Consider the following 24,671-nt stretch of genomic DNA (forward strand, 5'->3'; position numbering starts at 1 on the left):
GGAGCTGTTTATTTTTTATCTGAAACTTTACGATAATGGATACAACAATGAGTAATGAAAAATTATTAGAAAAAGTCATTCTAAAAATGCTTCAGCAACTGGATGCTAAACCAATCATCCCGATAGAGCATCAACTCTGGGATCTCGACGACATAGCGAAATATTTTAAATATTCTACCGACTATACCAAACGCCACATCATTACAAATCCCCACTTCCCCCCTAGTCGTGATCTACCCACAACTCGCGATCACACAGTCCCAAGATGGCGAGCCAAAGATGTGATTAGTTTTGGTATGGCCTTTGATAAAGCTAATGTAACATATCGATGATGAAGGATTATAATATGCAAAAATTTAATGTATGAATATATATTTAATTTGTACAAAAAAATGTATATTACAACAAATTATTGAGTACTGATTCATAAAAATTATGCCTACAACAGTTGATAAGAATGCCGTTACTTGGGTTGATACTTTTAGTAATTTTTTAGATGCCAATTGGTTTAGCATTTTTAGTTGGATTATTGGTATTGCTCTCGCAATTTTTTTATACTACTTACAAAATAAACGTGCAAACTCTGCTTATCTTGAGCAAGTTAAACAAGCGAAAAAAGAAATAATAGATACACTAGAAAACTATATAATCAATGATATACCAATCAATGAGGATATGATCGAAAATTTAAGATCTGGAACTGAAAGAAATTATAAAGTTATCATTGAAAATGAATGGAATACTATTTCGACCCTTCAAGATATTAACTTTCGCCTACAAACAAGTAGACATCTGGCTATTACGCAAAAAGCTGCATATTCAAAATCATTAGATGAATTGATTAACCAATTCAAAACCAATCAAAGTGACATAGGCTTTAATAGCATTAACAATGACAATAATCTACTAATCAAGCAAATACTTGATCAAACGCCTCCAGAAAGTCAATTAGAGGTTAAAAAAATAATATTTAAAATTTTAAATGATCAAGAAAATAAAATTAAATCTAGAATACATAATGAAAGATTCAAATCCACACAGTTTGATAAAATTATTATTTCTATAGTAATTGCATTCTCGTTGACTACATTCTTATCTACTATAGTAACTAAAAGTGGAAAACTAGAAGCTGTTGCTCAAAACACTGTTAACTCACTAATTTCAATTTCAAATATTGATACATTATTTGTTCTATTCACATTAATTGTTGCAATATTAACTGCATATTATTCCTACTTAGATCATAAGAGCAAAAGAAAAAAAATGGATGACTAGCATCCTATTAGACATCAAACTTTAAAAATAAAATTTTATTTTACTCTTAGAGTTTGATTCAGCTCCTCAACAATCTCATCATTGGTTGGATTGTAATAAACCAAGGCAAACTTAGGATCTTTCCAACCAAAAATCTTACAAAGCGTAAGTGCATTTTTAATTCGTTTAGCCATCAAACTTGCTGCTTCATGTCTTGAATCATGAAAAGTTAAATCTGCATGTTCCAAACCTGCTTGCTTCCTCGCCTTTCTAAACAACGTATCTCTTGAAGAATCAGACACAGTGAAAACTTTAGGTGACGCTTTGCGATCAATCTTCATAGCCAGTGACCAAAGATGAACCGCAAAATTGTCCAATGGAACTTTTCTTGATGTGCCATTCTTGGTATCAGGCAACAGGATCTGCTGCTTACTCAGTAGAACTTCTCTAGGTAACCGATTAACAATTTCACCTGAACGCATACCAGTAGCCATCGCAATCAACCAAATTAAAGCAACTTCCTGAGATTTATTTGTTGGAACAGAACCAGGAACATACTTTAAAGCTACTAACATCCTCTCAACTTCATCCAACTCGATACGACGTTCACGATTAGTAGGTTTAGGTGGTAACTTCACTTCTGACACAGGATTATGCTTAATCCATTTTTTCTCGATACACCAAGAGAAAAATGACGACAATGTAGAAAAGTCACGACGCACTGAACTCGCCTTCAAAGGCTTGATTGAACGATTCAACATAGCATCACGATACTGAGCCAAATAATCAGACTGAAAATTTACCAATGGCCAATCAACATTCGGCAAATGGTTTTGAAAATATTTAATACGCTGCCCTTCTTTCTTTCCAGTTTTTTTATAGCGTGAAACTTCATTGGAGTAACGAGTTAAAGCCTCATGAACGGTCAAAACAATTTTTCTTTTTAAAGCTTCTTCGGTCGAGTTATTCAAAAGAATATCGCGTTCTTTTTCCATCGCCCATTTCAGCACTTCTGTTTTTGTTTTTCTAACTTTGCTGCAACGAACATTTAAAACTCGCAAATCAGCTCGCCAAGAGCCATTCGCTTGCTTATAAACAGACAAACTCATATCTGCACCAAGTCCCTAATTTCTTAAAATAAATCCACAAAAATTTAATGTGGAAAATGTGTGGAAATATATACCCGAAAAACCCTAGAAATACCCGAAAAAAACTCAAACGCCAGAAACGACAAAGCCCCAAGCCTTTGATATATAAGGCTTGGGGCTTTGAATAATCTGTGTAAGCTTTCGCTTGGTCCCGAGGGTCGGACTCGAACCGACACGTCATCTCTGACAGCGGATTTTGAGTCCGCCGCGTCTACCAATTTCACCACCTCGGGAAGAGTGCGATGCTTTGTGTTGCGTATAATAACCTGTTTGATTTTATTGTCAAACACTAACTATCGCTTATTGCTCACTTTTAAATCACTCAGATATTTTTCTGCTTATAAACACGCGAACTCAGCGAGAAAACGCAAAAAAGACTATACTACGCCCAATTTTTGCAATGTTTTAGATGTATGCAACTCTCCGACTTTTCGTTTGATCTCCCCGATGAACTTATTGCTCGCTATCCATTAGACAGCCGTAGCGCATCTCGCCTGCTGCATATCGATGCTCAAGGTCAATATCACGACCACGCGTTTACCGATATTCTTGACCTGCTCGAAGACGGCGATCTGCTGGTACTGAATGACACCAAAGTCATGAAAGCACGTTTAAAAGGCAAACGTGCGACAGGTGGCGCAATCGAAGTTCTGGTTGAACGCATGTTGGATACCCACACTGCCCATTGCCATATCAAATCAAGCAACTCACCTAAAGCAGGCGCAGAACTGTATATCGGTGAAGATGCGGTTCCAGTCACCGTACAAGGTCGCCATGAAAACCTGTTTGTGGTGAAGTTTTCACAACCGATCTTGTCGGTACTGGATCAATACGGTCAGTTGCCGATCCCGCCTTATTTCAACCGTGAAGCGGAAGAGATTGATACCGAACGTTATCAAACTGTGTTCCACGACCCTGAAAAAATTGCCAGTGTTGCAGCACCGACAGCGAGTCTGCATTTTGACCAAGGCTTATTAGAAAAACTAGCAGCCAAAGGCGTGCAAAAGACCTTTGTCACGCTACATGTCGGTGCAGGGACTTTTATGCCTGTGCGTACCACAGACATTACCAATCATATTATGCACAGTGAATGGTGTGATGTACCGCAAGCAACCATTGACCTGATTTTGGCAACCAAAGCGCGTGGCAATAAAGTGATTGCAGTGGGAACCACAGCGACCCGTGCCTTGGAAAGTGCAGCGCAAGCTAATCAAGGCAAAATTGCAGCTTGGACTGGTGATACGCAAATCTTTATCTATCCAGGTTATCAGTTCTGCATCGTGGATCGTTTGATTACCAACTTCCATTTACCAGAATCGACCTTGTTGATGTTGGTTTCAGCGCTATCAAATCGAGACAATATCTTGGCTGCTTATACCCATGCAGTTGAACAACGTTATCGCTTCTTTAGTTATGGCGATGCAATGTTGGTAGATAAACTCGACGCTTAAAAGTGATCAATCGACTAAATTACGGTTTAGTCGATTTTCTCAATAAAATGTTTTGGTAAAAGTCATTCATTCAAGATAATAAAACTCAACTAGATTCAGATTATAGACTTCTTAGTTTCTGAAATTTAAAGCATAATTCAAACAAGACCAACCTATTATAATGAAACGATTATTTCCATGCCAATCGACACTGTACAACAAGCGCTGCATATCAGACGTAAAAAAAATGCGCAGGTTTTTCACAATATTGCTCGGCTGTGGGAAGCTGGACAAAAGTCTCATAGCGATCAAGCCTTGCTAGATGCTTTGCATCCATGGCGTGACGATCACAGTCTACGATTTTTTAATGTGCTACCCTACTTACTGGGGATGATCAGTGTTGGCACCTTGGTGTTTGGTTATTTTCTACATCCGCATATTCAATATATCTGGAGCCTACTTGGGGCATTTCTGACAGGTTTTCTGGCTTATCTGCTCTATGAACCACAAGAGCCATTAACACGCGTCATTCATTATTTAGAAGAACGCATGACGGTTTTACGTTATGGTTTGCAGTTCCAGCAATTGCCAGCTTATTTACCTATTCAAGCACAGCCACTTTTGGTCATCAGCAAACTAAAGCAACATTTCCCCTTATTCAATCGCGGCAATGAAGCCAACGAAATTACTCAATATGCATCGACCACGTGGGATGATGGCAACACAACCCACCAAGTCCTGCTATTTCAGTATCACTATGTCAGTGAAATGCCGATCCTTCAGGATCAAAGCAGTGATAAAAAAATCGTTAAAGAAATCCATAAAGATTTGTGGGGTGCATTTATTTTTCAAATGCCAGCCTTGGGTATTGCCGTAAGCAATCAACGTTCTCGTTTTTTTGAACCTTATACCAGTTCATGGCAAAGCAGCGATATTTTGATTAACCAAGAATTGAATATTTTTGGCTTAGATCAACACCGACTCGCAAAAGAAGTGAGTCCTAGTTTGACCTTAAAGTTACATGATTTTTTTCAACATTTTACAGGTGATTTAATTTATCATCATGAAGAGCAAATCATGTGTTACGTCGGCGAACAAAATCTTTTCCAAACCGCCAGTAAACGCAGTGAAATACAGGATATTCCAGCATTACGTGGACATTTAAGAACCATGACCATGCCGCAATATCAAAAGTTTCAACAGCTCATGCTGAATTTAATTAGCTAGTCATCTAGCCATAACAATAAGGGGAATAGCGATGACAGGTTTACTGATCTTTTTGGGGATTTTTGTGGTACTGATCGTATGGGGCGTTTCTATCCGCAACAACATCGTACGATATTTTAATGCCACCAAACGTGCATGGTCAGAAGTGGCTAACTTTGAACGTCAGAAAGTAAAGACCTTAGAAGCTCTGGAAGCAACGCTGGATCAATATACCCAGTTTGAAAAATCCACTTTGGAAAAAGTCACCGAGTTGCGTCAGCAGATCCTCAATCTGAATGTCAATGACACTGATATTTCTCAGTTACAACAGATTGAGAAAATGAGTAAGGAACTGATTCGTAGCTTGAATGTGGTGGTCGAAAATTATCCTGAACTGAAAGCAGATGCGCTGTATAGCAAGATGATGGATGATATTCAGGAACAAAACGAAAATGTCGGTGCGGCAATCACTATCTTTAACCGCAATGTAGAATTATTTAATAACCAAATCGAAGTGTTCCCAAATAATCTGATCAATACACTGACTTTATCTAAGAAAGCCATTCGTCCATTTAAGGATAATCTGGCGACTGAAAATTTTGATTATAAGCCGAATTTTTAGTGCCTTAGCGGCGATCACTGTAGTCTATTTTATATAGCGGAAAATCATTCAGTTTGATGCTCTAGATTTACTATCTTACCTCGTAAATCCCCCTCCCTTGCGCTGCTACAACCGCAGCTCACCTTTTAAAAGGAGGGGGCATTTGAGTTTATCTTCAGAAATATTGCCTTTTATCCCCCCTCTTTTTAAAGAGGGGTTAGGGGAGATTATTATTTTTTGGTTATGGCTACATTTAGTAGTAGAACTACACGCCATAATCGGGGAAAATAGCCGCTTTCGATCAGCGAACTGTTTTTTCGCCTCCTTGCGCTGCAATCAAAGTAGCACTTCGATCTTGCTCAGGTTATTACATGAAATTTGAAAAATTAGGCCAGTCGGGGCGCGCCCGTCGTGGTCGACTTACTTTAGAACATGGTGTGGTTGAAACCCCTGTATTTATGCCAGTGGGTACCTATGGTACGGTTAAAGGCATGCTCCCGCGTGACATTGAAGAAATTCAGGCACAAATTATCTTAGGCAATACCTTCCACTTGTACTTACGTCCAGGCTTGGAAGTGATTAAAGAGCATGGCGGTCTGCATGAGTTTATCCGATGGGATAAACCTATTTTGACTGATTCAGGCGGTTTCCAAGTGTTTAGCTTGGGCGCAATGCGTAAAATCAAAGAAGAAGGTGTGACCTTCCGCTCTCCGATTGATGGCTCAAAGGTGTTCTTGTCTCCAGAAATTTCAATGGAGATTCAACATGTATTGAACTCAGACATCGTGATGATCTTTGATGAATGTACGCCTTACCCTGCAACCCATGAAGAAGCGCAAAAATCATTGCAGCTTTCTTTACGTTGGGCAAAACGTTGTAAAACTCACCACCATGATGAACTCAAGAATAAAAATGCATTATTCGGCATTATTCAAGGTGGCATGTACGAAGACCTTCGTGACGAGTCTCTCACTGGCTTGTTAGAAGTTGGTTTTGATGGTTATGCGATTGGCGGCTTATCGGTCGGTGAACCGAAAGAAGAAATGATCAAAGTACTTGATTATTTACCTAACAAAATGCCACAGGACAAACCGCGTTATTTAATGGGTGTGGGCAAACCAGAGGACATCGTAGAAGCAGTTCGTCGTGGTGTCGATATGTTTGACTGCGTGATGCCAACCCGTAATGCACGTAATGGTCATTATTTTGTCACCGATGGTCTGGTCAGAATTCGTAATAGCCGCTACCGTCATGATCAAGGTCCTTTGGACCCACATTGTGATTGCTACACTTGTAAAAACTTCAGTCGTGCCTATTTATATCATTTAGAGAAGTGTGGTGAGATGCTGGCATCAATGCTCGGCACAATCCACAACTTGCGTTACTACCAACGTCTGACGCAAGGTATGCGTGATGCTTTGGATAACGGCACATTTGATGAGTACGTTCAGGACTTTTATGCTCGTCGTGGATTAGACGTTCCACCATGTCCAGAAGACTAAGCTGAACGATTTGCATCAAGATTTGCGCCTGATCGCAAGACAAGGTACATTGCAAAACGAATTGGAATTTATTGTTAATTTTTTGCCTTTTAATTTTAGGAAATCGAAATGAGTTTTTTCATCTCTACTGCTCACGCTGCTCCTGCTGCAGCACAAGGTCCAAGCCTCATGGCAAACATCTTGATGATTGCTGTCTTTATCGCAATCTTCTATTTCTTGATCTGGAGACCTCAAGCAAAACGTGCTAAAGAACACCGTTCTTTAATCGAAAGCTTGGGTGTAGGCAGTGAAATCGTGTTTGCTGGTGGTTTAATGGGGAGAATTACCAAGCTTGAAGGTGACTTTGCAGTAGTTGAACTCACTCGCGGAGTTGAGGTAAAAATCCAACGTGCGAGTGTCATTTCAGTATTACCTGAAGGCACATTAAATAACCTTTAATCATAAAATAGTCGTGCCTCAGCACGACTTTTTCATTTAAGAAGAAAGCGAATGCGTTACCCTGCATGGAAATATTTACTGATCCTTGTGGTACTTGTGATCAGTACGTTATATGCACTTCCAAGTCTGTATCCAGATGAACCTGCTGTCCAAATTTCTGGGGCAAAAGCAGGCACCAAAATTGATCAGACTATCGTGCAAAAAGCTGAGCAGATTTTAAAAACTGCCAACATTAGCAGTCACGACAATAGCTTTGCCAACAACGCGGCCTTATTACGCTTAAACTCTTCTGAAGAACAGTTAAAAGCCAAAGAAGTGTTACGCCGTGATTTAGGTGATGACTATGTAGTTGCGCTCAACCTTGCACCGACCACGCCAGAGTGGCTGCAAAAGATTGGGGCAAAACCGATGAAACTCGGTTTGGACTTACGTGGCGGTGTACACTTCTTGCTCGAAGTCGACATGGATAAAGCAATTAGTCAGCGCATGGAAACATCTGCGACTGATTTACGTCGTCAATTCCGTGATAACAAAATCAAATTTAACAACCTTGCATTAAACAACAACACCATTACCATTCAGTTTGCAAGCAATGCAGACCGTGATGCAGCGGCAGATTTTTTACGTCGTAATGGTAATGAGTTTACTCAGCAAGCAGTTGCTACTTCATCTGGTGCAACTTTAAGACTGAATTATACCGACACTCGTCGTCAAGAAATTCAATCTTATGCAGTCAACCAAAACTTAACTACCTTACGTAACCGTATCAACGAACTCGGTGTGGCTGAAGCGCTGGTACAAACTCAGGGTAGCAACCGTATTGTAGTTGAATTACCAGGTGTACAAGATACAGCTGAAGCAAAGCGTGTCTTGGGTCGTACAGCAAACTTAGAGTTCCGTTTAGTTGCGGATAGCAATGATCAATATATTGACTCATATACAGGAAAATATAATGATCAGCCACTCCCTCCAGGTACTGAAGTCTTTGCTTATCAGTCCTTAGACAGTGGTCGTCAATTGCTGTTACAACGTAACCGTATTTTGACAGGTGAACGTGTTCAAAATGCAAGCTCTGGCTTTAGCCAAGACTCTGGTGGTGCAGAAGTAAACATCACTCTAGATTCTTCGGGCGGTAAGCTCATGGCAGATGCAACGCGTGGTGCTGTAGGCAAACGTATGGCGGTTTTGTTTATCGAGAATAAACAAAAGATCTCTTATGTTGCTGATCCAAATACAGGCGTTCAAACTGAAGTTCGTACCCCATATACAGAGTCTGTCGTAATCAATGCTGCGACGATTCAAGCAGTACTCGGTTCACAGTTCCGTATTACTGGCCTAGATTCACCGCAAGAAGCGGCTGAACTTGCCTTGATGCTTCGTGCAGGTGCTTTGGCTGCGCCAATGTACTTCGTAGAAGAACGCGTTGTTGGTCCAAGTCTTGGTCAAGAGAACATTGATAAGGGCGTGTTATCAACCCAAATCGGTTTCTTACTCGTTGCGATCTGGATGGTGGTGTTCTTCCGTTTATTCGGTTTAATTGCAAACTTTGCCTTGGTGTTCAACCTTGCCATGATCCTAACAGTCATGTCTTGGATTGGTGCCTCCCTCACCCTACCGGGTATTGCGGGTATCGTCATTACCATTGGTATGGCGGTCGATGCCAACGTATTGATCTGTGAGCGTATTCGAGAAGAAATGCTCTGGGGTGCCTCGCCCAAACAGGCGATTGTCGCAGGTTATGATCGAGCCTATAACACCATTCTTGACTCCAATTTAACCACTTTCATTGTTGCGTTTATCTTATTCGCGATTGGTACTGGTCCGATCAAAGGCTTCGCAGTCACCTTGATGATTGGTATTGTTTGTTCGATGTTTACTGCAATTACCGTAACACGTGCAATCGTACAGCTCATTTATGGCAAGCGCCGTAATTTGACCAAGTTGAGTATTTAAGGAGATTCACATGACTGATCTGACTCAACAAGACTCAAAGCAATACGGTCGCCCAGATGATCTAAAAATCATCCCGTTTATGAAGATTGCCACACCTGCGGCCATCTTCTCGATCCTGATAACAATTGCCAGTATCTTCTTTATTGTGACTAAAGGTCTAAATCTCGGTTTGGACTTTACTGGCGGTATTTCGGCTGAATTGAACTACAAGCAAGGTGTTCAACCTGCTCAAGTGGTTCAAGCACTCGATCGTGCAGGCTTTAAAGATGCTGTGGTACAAACATTAGGAAGCAGTACTGACCTTATCGTACGTATGCCAGTACAAGAAGACCTGAATGTTGAAGACCTGAGCAACAGCATCACGAAAGCAGTTCAATTACCAAATAACACAGTAGAAGTTCACAAAGTGGACTCTGTCGGTGGTGCAGTGGGTAATGAGCTCTATGTACGTTCTGCAGGTGCCGTTGCACTGGCACTGATCTTAATGTTGATCTACGTCACCGTTCGCTTTGAATTTAAAATGGCAGTCGGTGCTGTAATGTCATTATTCCATGACATTATCATCATTTTTGGTGCTTTTGCGCTGTTCCAGTGGCCATTCGACTTAACCGTACTTGCGGCTGTGCTTGCGGTGATTGGTTTCTCACTCAACGATAACATCGTTGTTTCGGACCGTATCCGTGAAAACTTCCGTAAAATTCGTGGTGCAAGTCCTCGTGAAATCGTAGACATCGCACTCACAGAAACTTTACGTCGTACCATTCACACTTCGATGACCTTATTACTCGTGGTACTTGCCATGATGTTCTTAGGCGGTGATGGCTTACACTGGTTCTCTATGGCAATGTTTGTTGGTATTTTTGTTGGTACTTACTCATCAATCTATATCGGTACAGCATTCGCGTTATGGCGTGGTCTGAACCGTCAGGACTTTATTGTTCAAGTTAAACCTGAATTTGAAGAAGACCAGATTCCTTAAATCTTGCGCTTGTTTGATTCAAATAAAATGCCAGCAAAATGCTGGCATTTTTTATGTTAGTACAAGATTATTTATACATATGCTGAATAATCTGAATCTGTGGAAACTGAAAACCACGACAAGATTGCTCAGCTCGCCACGCTACTGTCAGCACAATATTTTGATTGAGAATAAAATTCTGATAAGCAAAACTTCCAATCAAAGGATGAGAACACATTCCCCCATAATTAGATGGATGGACTTGGGTATTTAAACTATTTAAATCAAGGCGGATTCCAAGTCCCGAAGCTTTAAGAATAGCCTCTTTAGTGGTCCAAACCCGTAACCAATATTCATTGTCTTGATCTTGCTGCTGCCAAGTTTGGTATTCCTCAGGATGAAATGCATGTTGTGCCAAGGCATCAAAGCGCACTTTCCGATCGAGTTCTTCGACATCAATCCCAAGATCTTTTACCCGCTCACTCATGGCCAAGGCATAATATTGCTGGCTATGGGTATGATTAAAATGTAAGTCATGCGAACTTAAAAAAGGCTTGCCATGTTCATGTTTGGAAAAACTGAGTTCCTCAGCATTACATTGCAGCCGCTCAGCCAACAGATCATTACGATATTCCTTTATCTGCTGTTTTTTATAATGATTAAAAGCACTTAAATCAGCAAAATCAGTTTTACTTTGTTCGAGGAGTTGAGTCAATGCCTGAACATGGATTTCAATTTCACGTGTTGACATTGGCTTTACTCCCTATAAAAAAGCCCAAAGCAAAGTTTGGGCTTTTGGCATCAAGATCAGCTTAACGCTTAAATTTCTTTTCAGCTTTCTTAAACTTCTGTACATAACGACGTTTACGTGCTGCAACGCGTTCATCCACTTGCGACTTACGTCCTTCAAATGGGTTGTCCGATGTTTTAAAATCAACACGAACAGGTGTCCCTTCCAATTTATAAACTTTGCGGAACACATTCTCAAGATAACGGCGATAGTCCGCAGGTGTTTTATCTACTTTATTACCATGGATTACGATCGTTGGTGGGTTCTGTCCACCCATATGCGCATAACGCATTTTAATACGTTTACCACCAATCATTGGCGGTTGATGCGCTTCAGTCGCATCATTTAAGATTTGAGTGAGTTTCGCAGGAGACACTTTTAAGTGTGATGAATCATAAGCACGATGGATAGTTGGGTACATTTCACCCACACCTGTGCCATGCAATGCTGAGATTAAATGTACTTTCGCCCAAGGAATAAAGTCAAAACGACGGTCAACATCCAACTTACATTGCTTGCGATCATACTCGGTCATGTTGTCCCATTTATTGATCGCAATCACCATGGCACGGCCAGCCTCAAGCGCATAACCAATTAAGTGTAGATCTTGTTCTACTACACCTTCTCGAGCATCCAGTACCACCACAATCACATGCGCATCTTTAATCGCTTGTAGTGTTTTCACAATTGAGAATTTCTCAATCATTTCCTCGACTTTGCCTTTACGACGTACACCAGCTGTGTCGATCAAAGTATATTGACGACCATCGCGCTCATAAGGAATATAAATCGAGTCACGCGTTGTACCAGGTTGGTCAAATGCAACTACACGGTCTTCACCCAATAGACGGTTAACCAAAGTTGATTTACCCACGTTAGGACGACCAATAATGGCTAAACGTAAACCCGTTGCTTTGTCATGTTCTTCTGGATTTTCATCTTCTGGAACTTCAGCCAACACATCTTCAAGCATCTGCTGTACGCCACGTCCGTGACTTGCAGCAACCTGTAATGGCTCACCCATACCAAGCTTATAGAATTCAACCAAAGCAGCTTCGGCATGTACACCGTCTACTTTATTGGCAACGAGATATACTTTCTTACCTAAAGTACGAAGCTCACGTGCAATTTGCTCATCCGATGCCAACAGACCGGCACGTGCATCCACAACAAAAACAATAATGTCTGCTTCATGGATTGCAGTTTTCGACTGCTCTGCCATGTAAGAGTCGATACCACCTTCGTTCTCACCAATACCGCCCGTATCGACAACAATGAACGATTTATTTTGATAAACCGCATCGCCGTATTTGCGGTCACGAGTTAAACCAGCGAAGTCAGCAACCAAAGCATCACGACTTTTGGTGATTTGGTTAAATAGCGTTGATTTTCCGACGTTTGGACGACCAATGAGCGCAATAACGGGTTTCATAGATTAACCTTAATTCAGACGAGCCATCGTTGATGACATCGTATCAGAAACAGTATGGAAGATTTTGGTGATCAAGTAATCACAATAAAAATTCGGGGTTTTGTTTAGACAAATACCCCGATCATTCTTTTATTAGCAATAGCTAATTGAGCATTTTACCACAAGCTAAGGCAAAATTAACGATTCTGCCAAATGGTTAATGCACCTTTTCGTGTTGCAACATAAAGCTGATTGTCAATCACACGCAATGAACGAACATCACCACTGGTTTTCGCACGGCCAATCAACTTACCCGAAGCAGGATTAATCAAATGGATCACACCATCTAAATCACCTACCACTAGGTTTTGCCCTAACATCACCGGATTACTCAGCTTACGATTTAGCAACTCTTCATTTTGCCAAACCAACTCACCCGTTGCTAAGTTATACGCATTCAACTTACCGTCGGTAGTCGCAACAAAGACTTTATCTTCAGCAACTTCTGCGCTATTGGTACTGCTCGCATCTTCGCTCCACACCACACGTTGTGTCGCAAGATCAGTTACAGTCACTTGGCCTTGGAAGCTCGTCGTCACCAGATATTGACCTGAAACAACTGGGTCTCCAACCACATCGACCAAACGTTGAATGTCTGAACGACCTTCACTAATTGCAACACGGCGTTGGAAACGTGGTACACCACTGATGATATCCAAAGCATAGATATAGGCATTTGCAGAACCAATCAACACGGTACGCTCATCTAAACGAACAGGTGCAGGTTGACCACGCAAACTAAACTGAACATTCGGTAGCTTATACGCCCAAACCTGTTGTCCAGTCACTGCATCATGTGCAAATACAGTACCATCATTGGCAATAGTAATCACACGACCAGACTGAATCAATGATGGAGACAAAATTGCACCGGACAATTTCGCAGTCCATTTTTGCTCACCTGTGGCTTGGTCTAAAGCAAATAGCTGTCCTTTACGATTACCACTCACCACAATCCCTTCACCTGCCTCTACACCAGCGGTAAGTTCTTGTTTGGTAATTTTACTTTTCCAAAGACGCTCTTTACCTTTGTAAGCAGACACTTGACCATCAGGATCAATAGCAAAAACTACACCATTGTCGGTATCCAACTGCAGGCGTAAAGCTTCTGCTGCATTGGTCGACGAAACACTTTGTGAAAACACAAGGTTTAAACTTTGTTCTTGCGTGATCTTTGGCAATGGATTTGGTTTTACTTCTTTTACTTTATTGCTTGAACAACCAACGAGTAAAGCTGAAGCAATTGCAATTGCCAAAGGTAGTTTTAGTTTATTCTGCATTAAGACTCATCCACTTTGGTATCTAAGATCGGGCGCTCAAACTCAGGATCATCTACTAAAACGCCAACACTTTCGAGTTTAATTTGTAAAAGCTGACGCTCTTGTTTACGCTCGAGCAAGTTATCCCATGCACTTTGATACGCTTTACGAGCAGATTCATTGTCTTTTTTCGCAACAAAAATATCACCACGAAGTTCATCAGCAGTCGCCTTGAACGCTGGATCTGTCACGCTAGTTAAGGTTTTTAAAGCTTCATCGTATTTGCTTTGGGCCAATTGCGCATCTGCTAAACGTAATTTAACAATTTGAACCAAACCCGCATCTTTAACTTTTGAAGTTTCAACTTTCTTCAACGCTTTTTCAGCAGCAGCATAATCTTGCTTGTCATACGCAAGTTTCGCCATGATAAATTGTGTTTGAATTGCTTGAGCAGAATCCGCATCATCTTTCACAATCTTATCTGCAGTTTCAGATAAGCTGGCAAAGGCATTCGGTTGACCTGATGCAGCTTTTGCCTCATCCATCAACTTTTGCACCTTCGCAGTTTGGTTCTGGGCTTCAGCAAGATTTTTCTTTTGCCAGTATTCCCATCCGAAAAAGGCAATCAAGGCAATGAGAATTCCGCTAATCATTGCAGAACCATATTTTTTGGCAAACGACTTTAACTGGTCGAGTTGTTCATCATCACTTAAACTCATGTGATTGTCCTTTTCCTAAATTGTGCAATTTATTGTTTAAATTTTTCGATAAAAAATGGCGTCAGTTCAGTTAAAGCCACTTGTGCCTGTTCAGCCGTTGCAAGTTCCTTCACCAGTAACTGCTGAGATTCCCACTCACGCTCACCCAAGATGACTGCATAGATCGCACCTGATTGATCCGCCTTTTTCATTTGGCTTTTCATGCTACCTTGAGATCCAGTCTTTAAGCGGATTGAACTGTTCGCTGCTTCCAACTGGTCACGGATTTGTTCAGCCAATACCAAAGCTTTAGCTTGATACGCGGGTTCAGCCAATAAAAACACTTCACAATCACGGACATCTTTGGCTTGCGCAACTTGCTCAACCAATAACAACAAGCGCTCCATACCCATGGCAAAACCAACCGCTGGTACAGACTGATCCGCTTTCCCTTTAAGCTGTCCAACCAGACCATCGTAGCGACCACCCGCACAAACAGTACCTTGTGAACCCAACATGGTTGTGGTCCATTCAAATACAGTCTTGTTGTAGTAATCCAAACCGCGAACGAGCTTTTGGTTAATCACAAACTCAACACCAGCATCAGTTAAATATTGCTGTAATTGTTGAAAGTGATTGATTGAATCTTCTTTTAAGAAATCATGTAGCTTCGGTGCATTTTCCAAAATCTTTTGCGTTGATTCAATTTTAGAATCCAATATACGCAATGGATTCGTCGTTAAACGACGTTGCGAATCTTCATCCAAGGCATCTTTATGCTGGTTTAAAAATTCAACCAAGGCTGCACGATATTCTGCACGCTCATCACTTTCACCTAAAGTATTTAACTCTAAGCGCACATTCGCTGCCACACCCATACGTTTCCATAAACGTGCGGTCATTAAAATGATTTCTGCGTCAATATCAGGTGTTGCTACACCAAAGGTTTCCACACCAAATTGATGGAATTGGCGATAACGACCTTTTTGTGGTTTTTCATAGCGGAACATTGGTCCGAGATACCATACACGCGGTGTTGCACCACGTAGTAAGTTATGCTCTAACATCGCACGTACACAACCCGCCGTTCCTTCAGGACGTAAAGTTAGTGATTCTGGCGGATTACCCTTGTCGAAAAAGGTATACATTTCTTTTTCAACAATATCAGTCGCATCGCCAATGGCACGCTTAAATAAACCAGTTTGCTCAACGATTGGCAAACGGATTTGTTGATATCCATAAGCATCCATCAAAGATGCAAGTTGTTGTTCCAGACTTCTCCAAGCCGCAGTTTGCGTTGGAAGGGTGTCATTAAAACCTTTGATAGCGACAATTGAACTCATGATGAACTACGAATAATTACTTTAGATTTTGCTTCTTCAAGCTCTTGAACACGTTGACGAACCATTGTTTCAATTTCATCAACCAACTGATTTGTGTCGATCAAATGGCTCTTTTCACCATTTCGATAGACCAGTGAACGAGGTGATGCACCTACAATCCCGATATCTGCTTCTTTCGCTTCACCAGGACCATTCACTTTACACCCGATGACAGATAAATCCATCGGTGTACGAATATCTTCTAATCGCTCTTCCAACGCCTGCATCACTTGAATCACATTGAATTCTTGACGTGAACAGCTTGGACAAGCAATAAAGTTAATCCCATTTGAGCGTAAGCCAAGCGATTTTAAAATATCAAAACCGATTTTAATTTCATCTTCTGGTTCAGCCGCAAGCGAGATACGCATGGTATCGCCAATGCCTTCCATCAACAGCCCGCCCAGAGCGATTGCTGACTTGACTGTACCAGTACGATAAATCCCTGCCTCAGTTACACCCAGATGCAGCGGATTATCAATCTGTTGAGACAATAAGCGATAGGCATCCATGGTTAAGAACACATTTGATGCTTTTACGCTGACTTTAAACTCATGAAAATCTAAACGATCCAGAATGTCGATATGACGCATTGCCGATTCAAGCAAGGCCTGCCCTGTTGGCTCGCCATATTTCACCTGTAGGTCTTTTTCCAATGACCCTGCATTGACACCAATACGAATCGAAATGCCGTGATGTTTTGCCGCAGCAACCACTTCACGCACTTTCTGATCCGAACCGATATTGCCCGGATTGATACGTAAACAGTCTGCGCCATAGTCAGCCACAGCTAAAGCAATACGATGATCAAAATGAATATCTGCCACCAGTGGCACAGAAACGCGTTTACGAATCGCGCCAAACGCTTCTGCTGCTTCCATCGACGGTACAGAAACACGCATGATATCCGCGCCTGCATCTGCACAGCGCTGAATTTGCGCCACAGTTGCATCCACATCACAGGTTTCAGTATTGGTCATACTTTGAACACTGATCGGGGCATCACCACCGACATACACCGAACCGACACGGATTTTTCGTGTTGGGCGGCGCTTAATTGGATTCACAATCATCGTATAGCTCTACTCTTTGGCATTAACGAGACAAACGGAATTCTGCTTTTCCATTGACTGTATATGGAGACAAGGAAATTTGCTCTTGATTTAAAGTCAACGCTACAGCTGTTGCATCATCTAAACGAATTTGAAATGGTGATTCACCACTTAAAGTCAAAGTTGATGCTTGACGACCTGTTGCCAACACTTTACCTGTTGCATCGACAATATGCACAGAAGTTGGTCGGTTAAAGTTCAATACCAACTGGTCACCAGATGTTGCTGTGGTGGCATTGCCCATTGGAAGAATCTGAACTTCAGAGTTCTTAATCTTTGGCACATCTTCATCATCTTTATGACTTGATGTCCAATTTTGTACTGCCATCACTGCGAACCAAGCCAAAATAGCCACTGCAGCCACGATCGCAATACGTTTTAACCAAATACGGTTACGTACACTTTTCGAACCTGATAATTTCCCCATGATTTTAATTGGAGAGTTATTCAAGGCATGACTGGCTTTAAGACCAGTATCATTCACATAAATTTCATCAAAGCGTTGAATGATTGCACTGGCATCTGCATTTAAAAATTTTGCATATGCACGGTAGTAACCTTTGATAAATGTTGCTTCTGGCAATGATTTATAATCATCTTGCTCTAATGCTGTCAAGGTTTTGACAGGCATATTCAATACGTTTGCAATCTCTTCAATTTCTTTCTTTTGTGCAATACGAATTTGACGCAAATACTCACCAGGTCGTTGAATATTTCCTAACGTTGACGATGGCGAGGTTGAGCCAGTTGGCTGATGTGAATTTGGATTTATTTCCATACGGCCTCAGTACTGTACTGTAATTGCAAATAACGTTGATATTCTGGACTATCAGGAAATAGCGCACGTAGTTGGTTCACTAACACTTGCATTCCTAATTGATCCGCATTCGCTCGAGCAATGCGTAGACCAATCCAAAGTGCTCTTGCCCCTTGGTTTTTCTGTCCTACATTACGAACATATTGTTCGTATAGTTGCGATGCATCTCTATTATTTTGTTGCAAATAGAAAATTTCCGCCAACTCTAACATTGAAATAGTTGCGTTTCGATTCGCTTGTAGCGCTTGTTTGAACGATTTTTCAGCATTCGCAACATCGCCCAATCTCAAATAGATTCGCCCTAGGTTTTCCAACGATTGAAACCGCTGTTCATAACCTAAGGTTGCACCCGCACGGGTAAATTGCTCAATCGCTTCATTATAGCGTTGCTGTTGATACAAATATGTACCGTAATTATTACGCGCTTGCGCATTATCTGGTTCTGAGGAAATTGCACGCTTAAAATAAGCCTCTGCTTTTTCCATATTGCTGGCACTGCCTTCCTGTTGTAGCAAGATGCCCATCATCATATTGGCATTGGCATCTCGGGAATCAACTTTTAAGGCTTGATCCAGCGAGCGCTTGGCTGAATCTAAATCACGATTACGAATATATTCTGCTGCAAGTTGGGTACGGACCTGCACTGCTTTTTCTGGATCTTTTTTTAATGTTGTAGATGTCGATTGACATGCTGTTAAGCTAAATAAAGTAAACCCAACAGCTATCGCAATAATCGTTTTTGGTCGAGTGGTATTCAACGCCTTTTCCCCAAGTATTATCCTTGTGTGCGCAAAATTTCTTGTTGTTGCGCCACTTTCTTTTTCCATTGTTCAGCACGACGGGTACGGTCAGCAACCTGTCCTACCAACTGTCCACACGCAGCATCAATATCATCACCACGTGTCTGACGAATCGTACACACAAATCCAGCATCCGACAAAGTTTTTTGGAAAGCGATAATACGGTTACGACTCGAACGACCATACGGCGCATGCGGGAACGGGTTAAATGGAATAAGATTGATCTTACTCGGTAGATTTTTTAACAGTTTTAATAACTGTTGCGCATGCTCAGGTTTGTCATTGACACCATCAAGCATCACGTATTCGATCGTGACATGTCGACGGGAACTTTCACTACCATCTTTTGCGAGATAGCGCTGGCAAGCTGCAATCAATTGTTGTAATGGATATTTTTTATTAATCGGAACCAATTCATTACGGAGCTCATCATTTGGTGCGTGTAAAGAAATCGCCAAAGCGACATCAATATCTTGCGCCAATTGATCGATCTTAGGTACAACACCAGATGTTGATAAAGTTACACGGCGCTTCGACATGCCATAAGCGAAGTCGTCCAACATTAACTGCATAGAACTGAGTACAGCATCATAGTTGAGTAAAGGCTCACCCATACCCATCATGACCACATTAGTCACGGTACGCTCACGTTCAGCGACAGGTACATCTTCCATATAGGAATAGTTCGCCATCCACAATTGACCAATAATTTCTGCTGGCGTTAAATCACGCTGGAAACCTTGTTTACCCGTCGAACAGAATGAACAATCCAATGCACAGCCCACTTGTGACGAAATACACAAGGTCTTACGTGCACCTGTTTTATCTTCCGCAGGAATTAAGACAGTTTCAACCAATGAACCTTCACCATCTCCAACACGGAACACCCACTTACGAGTTCCATCTTTAGAGTAGTTGCGGTGCACCACATCAGGGGCTTTAATTTCACAAATTTTTTCTAATTTTTCGCGTAACTTGCCTGAGATATTGCTCATCTCAGCAAAATCAGTCACAAAATATTGATGAATCCATTTCATGACCTGACCTGCACGAAACTTTTTTTCGCCCAAATCTTCGAAGAATTTTTCTAATTCAGCTCGAGACATGCCAAGTAAATTTACCTTTTTCTCGGCAGCATGAACGACAGGCATAGAAACAGACTGTTGTTTTTCATCCAAATTTTCTGATGAAACGACCACTGCAGAACTCATGTACATTTACCTAAACAATATCAGCGCTAAAAACCGCTGTGCATAATTCGCACAACGCAATCTATAAAAAATAAAAAACCAGATAAGTAGTATACCACTTATCTGGCCTGAATACTTTGGATTAACGAGTGCGTGGGCAAATCTCGTTATCAGCAAAGAAGTAAGCAATTTCACGCTCAGCAGAAGCAACTGAGTCAGAACCGTGAGCAGCATTTTCGTCGATGCTTACAGCGAAGTCAGCGCGGATTGTGCCAGGAGCAGCTTCTTTAGGGTTAGTCGCACCTAAGATTTCGCGGTGAGCAAGAACTGCGTTTTCGCCTTCAAGAACTGAAACAACAACTGGACCAGAAGTCATGAATGCAACTAAGTCAGCAAAGAAACCACGTTCTTTGTGCTCAGCATAGAAACCTTCAGCATCAGCTTGAGAAAGGTGTTTCATTTTAGTTGCAACAATTTTCAAACCTGATTTTTCGAAACGAGCAAAGATGTCGCCGATGTGGTTCTTAGAAACTGCATCTGGTTTTACGATAGATAAAGTACGTTCAATCGCCATGATTGACTCCTATTATGGTTTAAACTAAAAAATTTGCCGCATTATACCGATGTCATCGCTAATAATCAGCTTGAATATGCAAAACTTAAGCGTTTTCTGACGAATTTTTAACGAACTTCATCTAGCCATGCCATTTGAATGGCTTCGAGCAAACCTTCAGTTGACTTATTTGGGTCATCACTAAAGTCAGGCAAAGCACAAACCCATGCATGTAAATCGGTAAAACGAATCCATTGTGGATCTACATCTGGGTGTGCTTCGGTGAGTTCAATCGCAATATCAATCGTATCTGTCCAACGTAAGCCCATATGACAACCTAAATAAATATGTGTAATTGAGCGTACTTTAACAAATCATGCAATTTAAGGGATAGTGCTCTATTGCGAAATTCAGCATAAAACACATTACAATGCGATATTAAAGCTGGGTGCCAACAAAATAATCGCACTGGCAACTGATGCACCAATCATCGCACCCACAATCACATCACTCGGATAATGCAGACCTAAGACCATACGTGACAAGGCAACCAAAATGGTGAATGGCAACATCAACAGCAATAGTAGAGGTTGAATATAACCCAAAGTGATGGTCACCATCACTGCATGTAAAGTATGACCTGATGGAAAACTAAAATGATCGAGTGCCCGTTCACCCAAGACAATCACTTGATGCACCTGATAAGGTCTTGGACGTGTGGTTTTATTTTTCAAAAATTTATAGATCAAGGTTCCGACGGAACCCGCAGCAATCACATACAAAATTTGCAGCCCGTATGCCAAACCTTGCATTGCCCAGACTGATAACAACATGACATACCAAAATGGTCCATCCCCCAAACGACTGATCGTTTTAAAAAATAAAGCGACTCGCTGCGAATGGGAGAGATGATTAAGGTAGACACACCCTTTTAAATCTAAATCAAGTATTTTTATTTTTGCATTTTGAAGATTCATACTTTTTCTCCTCTTATGAGAATACTTTAAGTCGTGGTCATGGGAGACTCCTCACGACTTGATATAGTGCTTGTTCTAATTGTTGTACTGGAAACTGCCAGCTGCTTTGTTGCACACTTTCACTGGCTACTAAACCCATCTGTCTTAATTGTGGTAGTGCAGGTAATTGGCAAATCGATTGAATGAAATGATCTGTTTGTCCCAGTGGACTCAGCCAGCCTGTCACATTGGGTTGAACATGCTGGTGTGCACAGACATAATCATATGCCACTACTGCCAAACCACTGGCAATCGCCTCTAAAACCACATTACCGAAGGTGTCTGCTTGGCTGGCAAAGGTAAATACATCAGCACTGGCATAAGCAGCTGAGAGTTCTCGACCACTCAGACTACCCATAAAGATAATGTCATCCGATTGTGCCATTTTGCCTAGACGACCACGATCAGGGCCATCCCCGACAATCACAAACTTCACATTTTTGCCTTGTTGGGCCTGTAATGCATGAAAGCTCTTGATCAGCACATCGACTTCTTTTTCGGGTGATAAACGTCCGACATACAACATCACTCGGGTATCGGCATCGACACCCCATTGTTGGCGCAGTTGTTGTGAACGATGTTTGGCTGAGAATTTTTCAGTATCCACACCACGTCCGACCACCACCAATGGGCAAGTCACACCAAAACCACGTAAAGCTTGTTCGGTATATTGACTCGGTACACAGGTCACATCAGTACTATTATGAAACCAAGTCAAATAACGTTGAATCGGCTTGACTAAAAACGCCAAGTCAAAGAAGCGGCTAAAATCATGAAAGGCTGAATGGAAACCACTGGATACTGCTATTTTTCTTGATTTTGCTGCTTGTAAGGCAGTTAAACCCAAAGGCCCTTCAGTAACGATATGCACCACATCTGGAGCAAATTTTTCAAAGGCTTTGGATACTTTAATATATTGCGGCCAACCAAACTGAATACTTGGATATTTGGGAATCGGTTGTGACATCACCAGACATTCTTGTTCAGGATGAAATTCGGTACAGACTGCTTTTTGGGTTGGTCGTACCAATAAAATTTTATGCCCTAGTCGCTGCAAACCTTGGCACAATTGCATCATCGACAAGGCCACACCATTGATTTCTGGTGGCCATGTTTCAGTTACAATGGCAATTCGGAGACGAGGACGAACGAGATCACGAAGCTCAGTCAATTCATCTTGTTTATTTTTGAGTTGTTTCCTTTTAAAGTAAAATTTAAAATTTTCAGGAAACTCTTGCTTGAATAGAGATGTCGCGTATGTACTCTGCATATCGCCATCCATTTGTGTCGTTATTTTCATGCTTTCAGCTTAAAAACATTATTTGACACTTTAATGATCAGTGTATGACAGTTTTTTGACAGCCTTAAAATAAAAAATGCCCGATTTTAGTATGAAAATGGGCATTTAAAAAATATCACAGACTGTTCAAGCTAAAGGATTATCCACCGCAAACATGTGTTGATCTTCCAAACGGAATGCCATCAGTTGCTGTCCCCAAACACAGCCACCATCAACATTTTGAATTTGAGCACTAATGGTCTTGCCCTGCAAAGCCGCCCAATGTCCAAAAATCAACTGATGGGTCTGTGCCGCCTGACTTTCAAACTCAAACCATGGTTGGAAACCCTCAGGCATCGGTGCATCGAGCGCATCTTTAAAATCAAATTCCAAACGGCCTGCTGCGTCTGTTAAACGCATTCGAGTGAGATAATTGGTAATACAGCGTAACCGTGCCATACCCGTCAGCTCATCAGACCATAGATCAGGTTGTGAACCATACATCTCGGCAAGAAAACTATCTAAAACCGAAAGATCCTCATGACCCACTACCTGCTGTACTTCTTGTGCTAATGCCACAGTTTGTTCGGCATTCCAGATACACGGCACACCTGCATGGGTAATCAAAGTCTGTGCATTTGGAGATAGGCTTAACGGCTGTTTACGCAGCCAATCAATCAGCTCATCGCCATCAATGGCATCAATCACTTCTTGAGTATGATCTTTGTCTTTGGTCTTTTTAAAACCACGGGCGCAGGCAATCAAGGTCAAGTCATGATTACCTAATACCGTTGCGGCAGCACCACGGTCAGCCAGCTTTTTAATAAAGCGTAAAGCACCCACCGAGTTTTCACCACGTGCAACTAGATCACCCGCAAACCATAAAAAGTCTTGGTCAGGATCAAAGCGGATTTCTTTCAGCAACGCTTTCAGTGCTTCGAAACAACCTTGCACATCACCAATAACATAGTTATAGCGTTTAGACATTAAGACACCATCTGATCAGAAAGTGCGACAAAATCAGCCAAGCTCAATGTTTCTGGACGAGCCATCGGATCAACGCCTGCTTTTTCAAAGCCGTCTTCAGCCAACATGCCTTTTAAACTATTACGTAAGGTTTTACGGCGCTGGGTAAAGACATGTCCAACCAAACGCGCCAAAGCTTTCTCATCCTTTGCCACGATTGGCTTGGTTTCATAAGGTTCCAAACGAAACACTGCTGATGTGACTTTCGGTGGTGGATTGAATGATCCCGGTGGTACTTCAAATAAGAAGGTTGGCTTGCAGTAATACTGAATCATCACCGATAAACGACCATATTCTTTGGTATTTGGAGTCGCAGTAATACGATCCACGACTTCTTTTTGCAACATGAAATGCATGTCTTTAACTTTGTCACCAAACTCCAAGAGATGGAACAACAAAGGCGTAGAAATGTTATAGGGCAAGTTTCCTACCACACGCAGCGGACGGCCGTCTTGAAACAGCTGCGTGAAATCATATTTCAAAGCATCGGCTTCAATAATCGTTAGGCGCTCAGGATGTGGTACACGTCCCGGTAGGCCTGCTGCCAAATCGCGATCCAGCTCAACCACAGTTAAGGCATCACATTCACCAATCAATGGTGACGTTAATGCAGCCAAACCTGGCCCAATTTCAACAATATTCTCGCCTGTGCGTGGATTCACTGAGCGTACAATTTTGGCAATCACACGCTGATCATGTAAAAAGTTTTGACCAAAACGTTTTCGAGCCTGATGCCCTTCATCTTTAGGGTTTAGGGCATTAATTTGATACATACATTTATACTCAAT

25 protein-coding genes and 1 tRNA gene are annotated in these 24,671 nt (G+C 41.6%); 9 read left to right on the forward strand and 17 right to left on the reverse strand.

What is annotated here, in order from left to right:
• Positions 1 to 47 precede the first annotated feature (47 nt).
• Together F3J02_RS13350 and F3J02_RS13355 are read left to right on the forward strand one after the other, a co-directional pair.
• Positions 48 to 332: a hypothetical protein gene (locus tag F3J02_RS13350; protein WP_167250008.1), complete on the forward strand. Its 285-nt coding sequence runs from the start codon at positions 48 to 50 to the stop codon at positions 330 to 332.
• A gap of 103 nt (positions 333 to 435) precedes the next feature.
• Positions 436 to 1,275: a hypothetical protein gene (locus tag F3J02_RS13355; protein WP_167250009.1), complete on the forward strand. Its 840-nt coding sequence runs from the start codon at positions 436 to 438 to the stop codon at positions 1,273 to 1,275.
• A 35-nt stretch (positions 1,276 to 1,310) separates the two neighbouring features.
• Here F3J02_RS13355 and F3J02_RS13360 read toward each other — a convergent pair whose 3' ends face one another.
• Positions 1,311 to 2,363: a tyrosine-type recombinase/integrase gene (locus F3J02_RS13360; protein ID WP_167250010.1), complete on the reverse strand. Its 1,053-nt coding sequence runs from the start codon at positions 2,361 to 2,363 to the stop codon at positions 1,311 to 1,313.
• A gap of 185 nt (positions 2,364 to 2,548) precedes the next feature.
• Positions 2,549 to 2,635: transfer RNA gene (locus tag F3J02_RS13365), tRNA-Leu, on the reverse strand.
• A gap of 180 nt (positions 2,636 to 2,815) precedes the next feature.
• On the opposite strand from F3J02_RS13365, the gene queA reads away from it, so the two are divergent.
• The 7 genes from queA (at position 2,816) to secF (ending at position 10,511) form a co-directional block, all read left to right on the forward strand.
• Positions 2,816 to 3,853 carry a tRNA preQ1(34) S-adenosylmethionine ribosyltransferase-isomerase QueA gene (gene queA / locus F3J02_RS13370; RefSeq protein WP_016162594.1) on the forward strand — a complete coding sequence of 346 codons (1,038 nt, stop codon included), beginning with the start codon at positions 2,816 to 2,818 and terminating at the stop codon, positions 3,851 to 3,853.
• A 177-nt stretch (positions 3,854 to 4,030) separates the two neighbouring features.
• On the forward strand, positions 4,031 to 5,059 hold the full coding sequence (locus F3J02_RS13375; protein WP_167250011.1) for a hypothetical protein: 1,029 nt from the start codon (positions 4,031 to 4,033) through the stop codon (positions 5,057 to 5,059).
• A gap of 31 nt (positions 5,060 to 5,090) precedes the next feature.
• A complete protein-coding gene (locus F3J02_RS13380) occupies positions 5,091 to 5,660 on the forward strand; it encodes a LemA family protein (protein ID WP_005193124.1) in 570 nt (189 codons plus the stop codon).
• A 350-nt stretch (positions 5,661 to 6,010) separates the two neighbouring features.
• A complete protein-coding gene (tgt, locus tag F3J02_RS13385; RefSeq protein WP_005193126.1) occupies positions 6,011 to 7,141 on the forward strand; it encodes a tRNA guanosine(34) transglycosylase Tgt in 1,131 nt (376 codons plus the stop codon).
• Positions 7,142 to 7,249: 108 nt separating this feature from the next.
• Positions 7,250 to 7,579 carry a preprotein translocase subunit YajC gene (gene yajC, locus F3J02_RS13390; RefSeq protein ID WP_167250013.1) on the forward strand — a complete coding sequence of 110 codons (330 nt, stop codon included), beginning with the start codon at positions 7,250 to 7,252 and terminating at the stop codon, positions 7,577 to 7,579.
• Between the two features lie 51 nt (positions 7,580 to 7,630).
• Entirely contained in the window at positions 7,631 to 9,532 is a 1,902-nt protein-coding gene (secD, locus tag F3J02_RS13395; protein ID WP_167250015.1) for a protein translocase subunit SecD, read from the forward strand.
• Between the two features lie 10 nt (positions 9,533 to 9,542).
• Positions 9,543 to 10,511, forward strand: coding sequence for a protein translocase subunit SecF (secF, locus tag F3J02_RS13400; protein ID WP_167250017.1), 969 nt, complete (start codon positions 9,543 to 9,545; stop codon positions 10,509 to 10,511).
• A gap of 67 nt (positions 10,512 to 10,578) precedes the next feature.
• Here the strand turns inward: secF and F3J02_RS13405 are convergent, their stop codons facing one another.
• The 15 genes from F3J02_RS13405 to rsmA form a co-directional block, all read right to left on the reverse strand.
• On the reverse strand, positions 10,579 to 11,241 hold the full coding sequence (locus tag F3J02_RS13405) for a 4'-phosphopantetheinyl transferase family protein (RefSeq protein WP_167250019.1): 663 nt from the start codon (positions 11,239 to 11,241) through the stop codon (positions 10,579 to 10,581).
• A 61-nt stretch (positions 11,242 to 11,302) separates the two neighbouring features.
• Positions 11,303 to 12,712: a ribosome biogenesis GTPase Der gene (gene der, locus F3J02_RS13410; RefSeq protein WP_004802653.1), complete on the reverse strand. Its 1,410-nt coding sequence runs from the start codon at positions 12,710 to 12,712 to the stop codon at positions 11,303 to 11,305.
• Positions 12,713 to 12,888: 176 nt separating this feature from the next.
• Positions 12,889 to 14,031: an outer membrane protein assembly factor BamB gene (bamB, locus tag F3J02_RS13415; RefSeq protein WP_167250021.1), complete on the reverse strand. Its 1,143-nt coding sequence runs from the start codon at positions 14,029 to 14,031 to the stop codon at positions 12,889 to 12,891.
• A complete protein-coding gene (locus tag F3J02_RS13420; protein ID WP_167250023.1) occupies positions 14,031 to 14,729 on the reverse strand; it encodes a YfgM family protein in 699 nt (232 codons plus the stop codon). Before F3J02_RS13420 ends, bamB begins: the two co-directional genes overlap by 1 nt.
• 29 nt (positions 14,730 to 14,758) lie before the next feature.
• Positions 14,759 to 16,051 carry a histidine--tRNA ligase gene (gene hisS / locus F3J02_RS13425; RefSeq protein WP_167250025.1) on the reverse strand — a complete coding sequence of 431 codons (1,293 nt, stop codon included), beginning with the start codon at positions 16,049 to 16,051 and terminating at the stop codon, positions 14,759 to 14,761.
• The gene (ispG, locus tag F3J02_RS13430) at positions 16,048 to 17,163 is read right to left on the reverse strand and encodes a flavodoxin-dependent (E)-4-hydroxy-3-methylbut-2-enyl-diphosphate synthase (protein ID WP_004802647.1); all 1,116 of its coding nucleotides are present in this window, start codon (positions 17,161 to 17,163) and stop codon (positions 16,048 to 16,050) included. The genes hisS and ispG overlap by 4 nt, the downstream gene beginning before the upstream one ends.
• Before the next feature lie 22 nt (positions 17,164 to 17,185).
• Positions 17,186 to 17,980: a helix-turn-helix domain-containing protein gene (locus F3J02_RS13435; RefSeq protein WP_167250027.1), complete on the reverse strand. Its 795-nt coding sequence runs from the start codon at positions 17,978 to 17,980 to the stop codon at positions 17,186 to 17,188.
• Positions 17,971 to 18,777, reverse strand: a complete 807-nt coding sequence (gene pilW, locus F3J02_RS13440; protein ID WP_167250029.1) for a type IV pilus biogenesis/stability protein PilW — start codon at positions 18,775 to 18,777, stop codon at positions 17,971 to 17,973. Before pilW ends, F3J02_RS13435 begins: the two co-directional genes overlap by 10 nt.
• A gap of 17 nt (positions 18,778 to 18,794) precedes the next feature.
• Positions 18,795 to 20,030, reverse strand: coding sequence for a 23S rRNA (adenine(2503)-C(2))-methyltransferase RlmN (rlmN, locus tag F3J02_RS13445; protein WP_167250031.1), 1,236 nt, complete (start codon positions 20,028 to 20,030; stop codon positions 18,795 to 18,797).
• A gap of 121 nt (positions 20,031 to 20,151) precedes the next feature.
• Positions 20,152 to 20,583, reverse strand: a complete 432-nt coding sequence (gene ndk, locus F3J02_RS13450) for a nucleoside-diphosphate kinase (RefSeq protein WP_004652531.1) — start codon at positions 20,581 to 20,583, stop codon at positions 20,152 to 20,154.
• A 107-nt stretch (positions 20,584 to 20,690) separates the two neighbouring features.
• Positions 20,691 to 20,891 carry a Fe-S cluster assembly protein IscX gene (gene iscX / locus F3J02_RS13455; protein WP_004652532.1) on the reverse strand — a complete coding sequence of 67 codons (201 nt, stop codon included), beginning with the start codon at positions 20,889 to 20,891 and terminating at the stop codon, positions 20,691 to 20,693.
• Between the two features lie 96 nt (positions 20,892 to 20,987).
• Positions 20,988 to 21,539: a phosphatase PAP2 family protein gene (locus F3J02_RS13460; RefSeq protein WP_167250033.1), complete on the reverse strand. Its 552-nt coding sequence runs from the start codon at positions 21,537 to 21,539 to the stop codon at positions 20,988 to 20,990.
• 37 nt (positions 21,540 to 21,576) lie between these two features.
• Complete coding sequence (locus F3J02_RS13465) at positions 21,577 to 22,848, reverse strand: glycosyltransferase family 4 protein (RefSeq protein WP_167250111.1); 1,272 nt, start codon at positions 22,846 to 22,848, stop codon at positions 21,577 to 21,579.
• 156 nt (positions 22,849 to 23,004) lie between these two features.
• Positions 23,005 to 23,844 (reverse strand): symmetrical bis(5'-nucleosyl)-tetraphosphatase, encoded by an 840-nt coding sequence (locus F3J02_RS13470; protein WP_167250035.1) that lies wholly within the window; start codon positions 23,842 to 23,844, stop codon positions 23,005 to 23,007.
• Complete coding sequence (gene rsmA, locus F3J02_RS13475) at positions 23,844 to 24,656, reverse strand: 16S rRNA (adenine(1518)-N(6)/adenine(1519)-N(6))-dimethyltransferase RsmA (RefSeq protein ID WP_167250037.1); 813 nt, start codon at positions 24,654 to 24,656, stop codon at positions 23,844 to 23,846. Before rsmA ends, F3J02_RS13470 begins: the two co-directional genes overlap by 1 nt.
• Positions 24,657 to 24,671 lie beyond the last annotated feature (15 nt).

The organism is Acinetobacter sp. Tr-809 (genome assembly GCF_011753255.1).
GTDB lineage: Bacteria > Pseudomonadota > Gammaproteobacteria > Pseudomonadales > Moraxellaceae > Acinetobacter.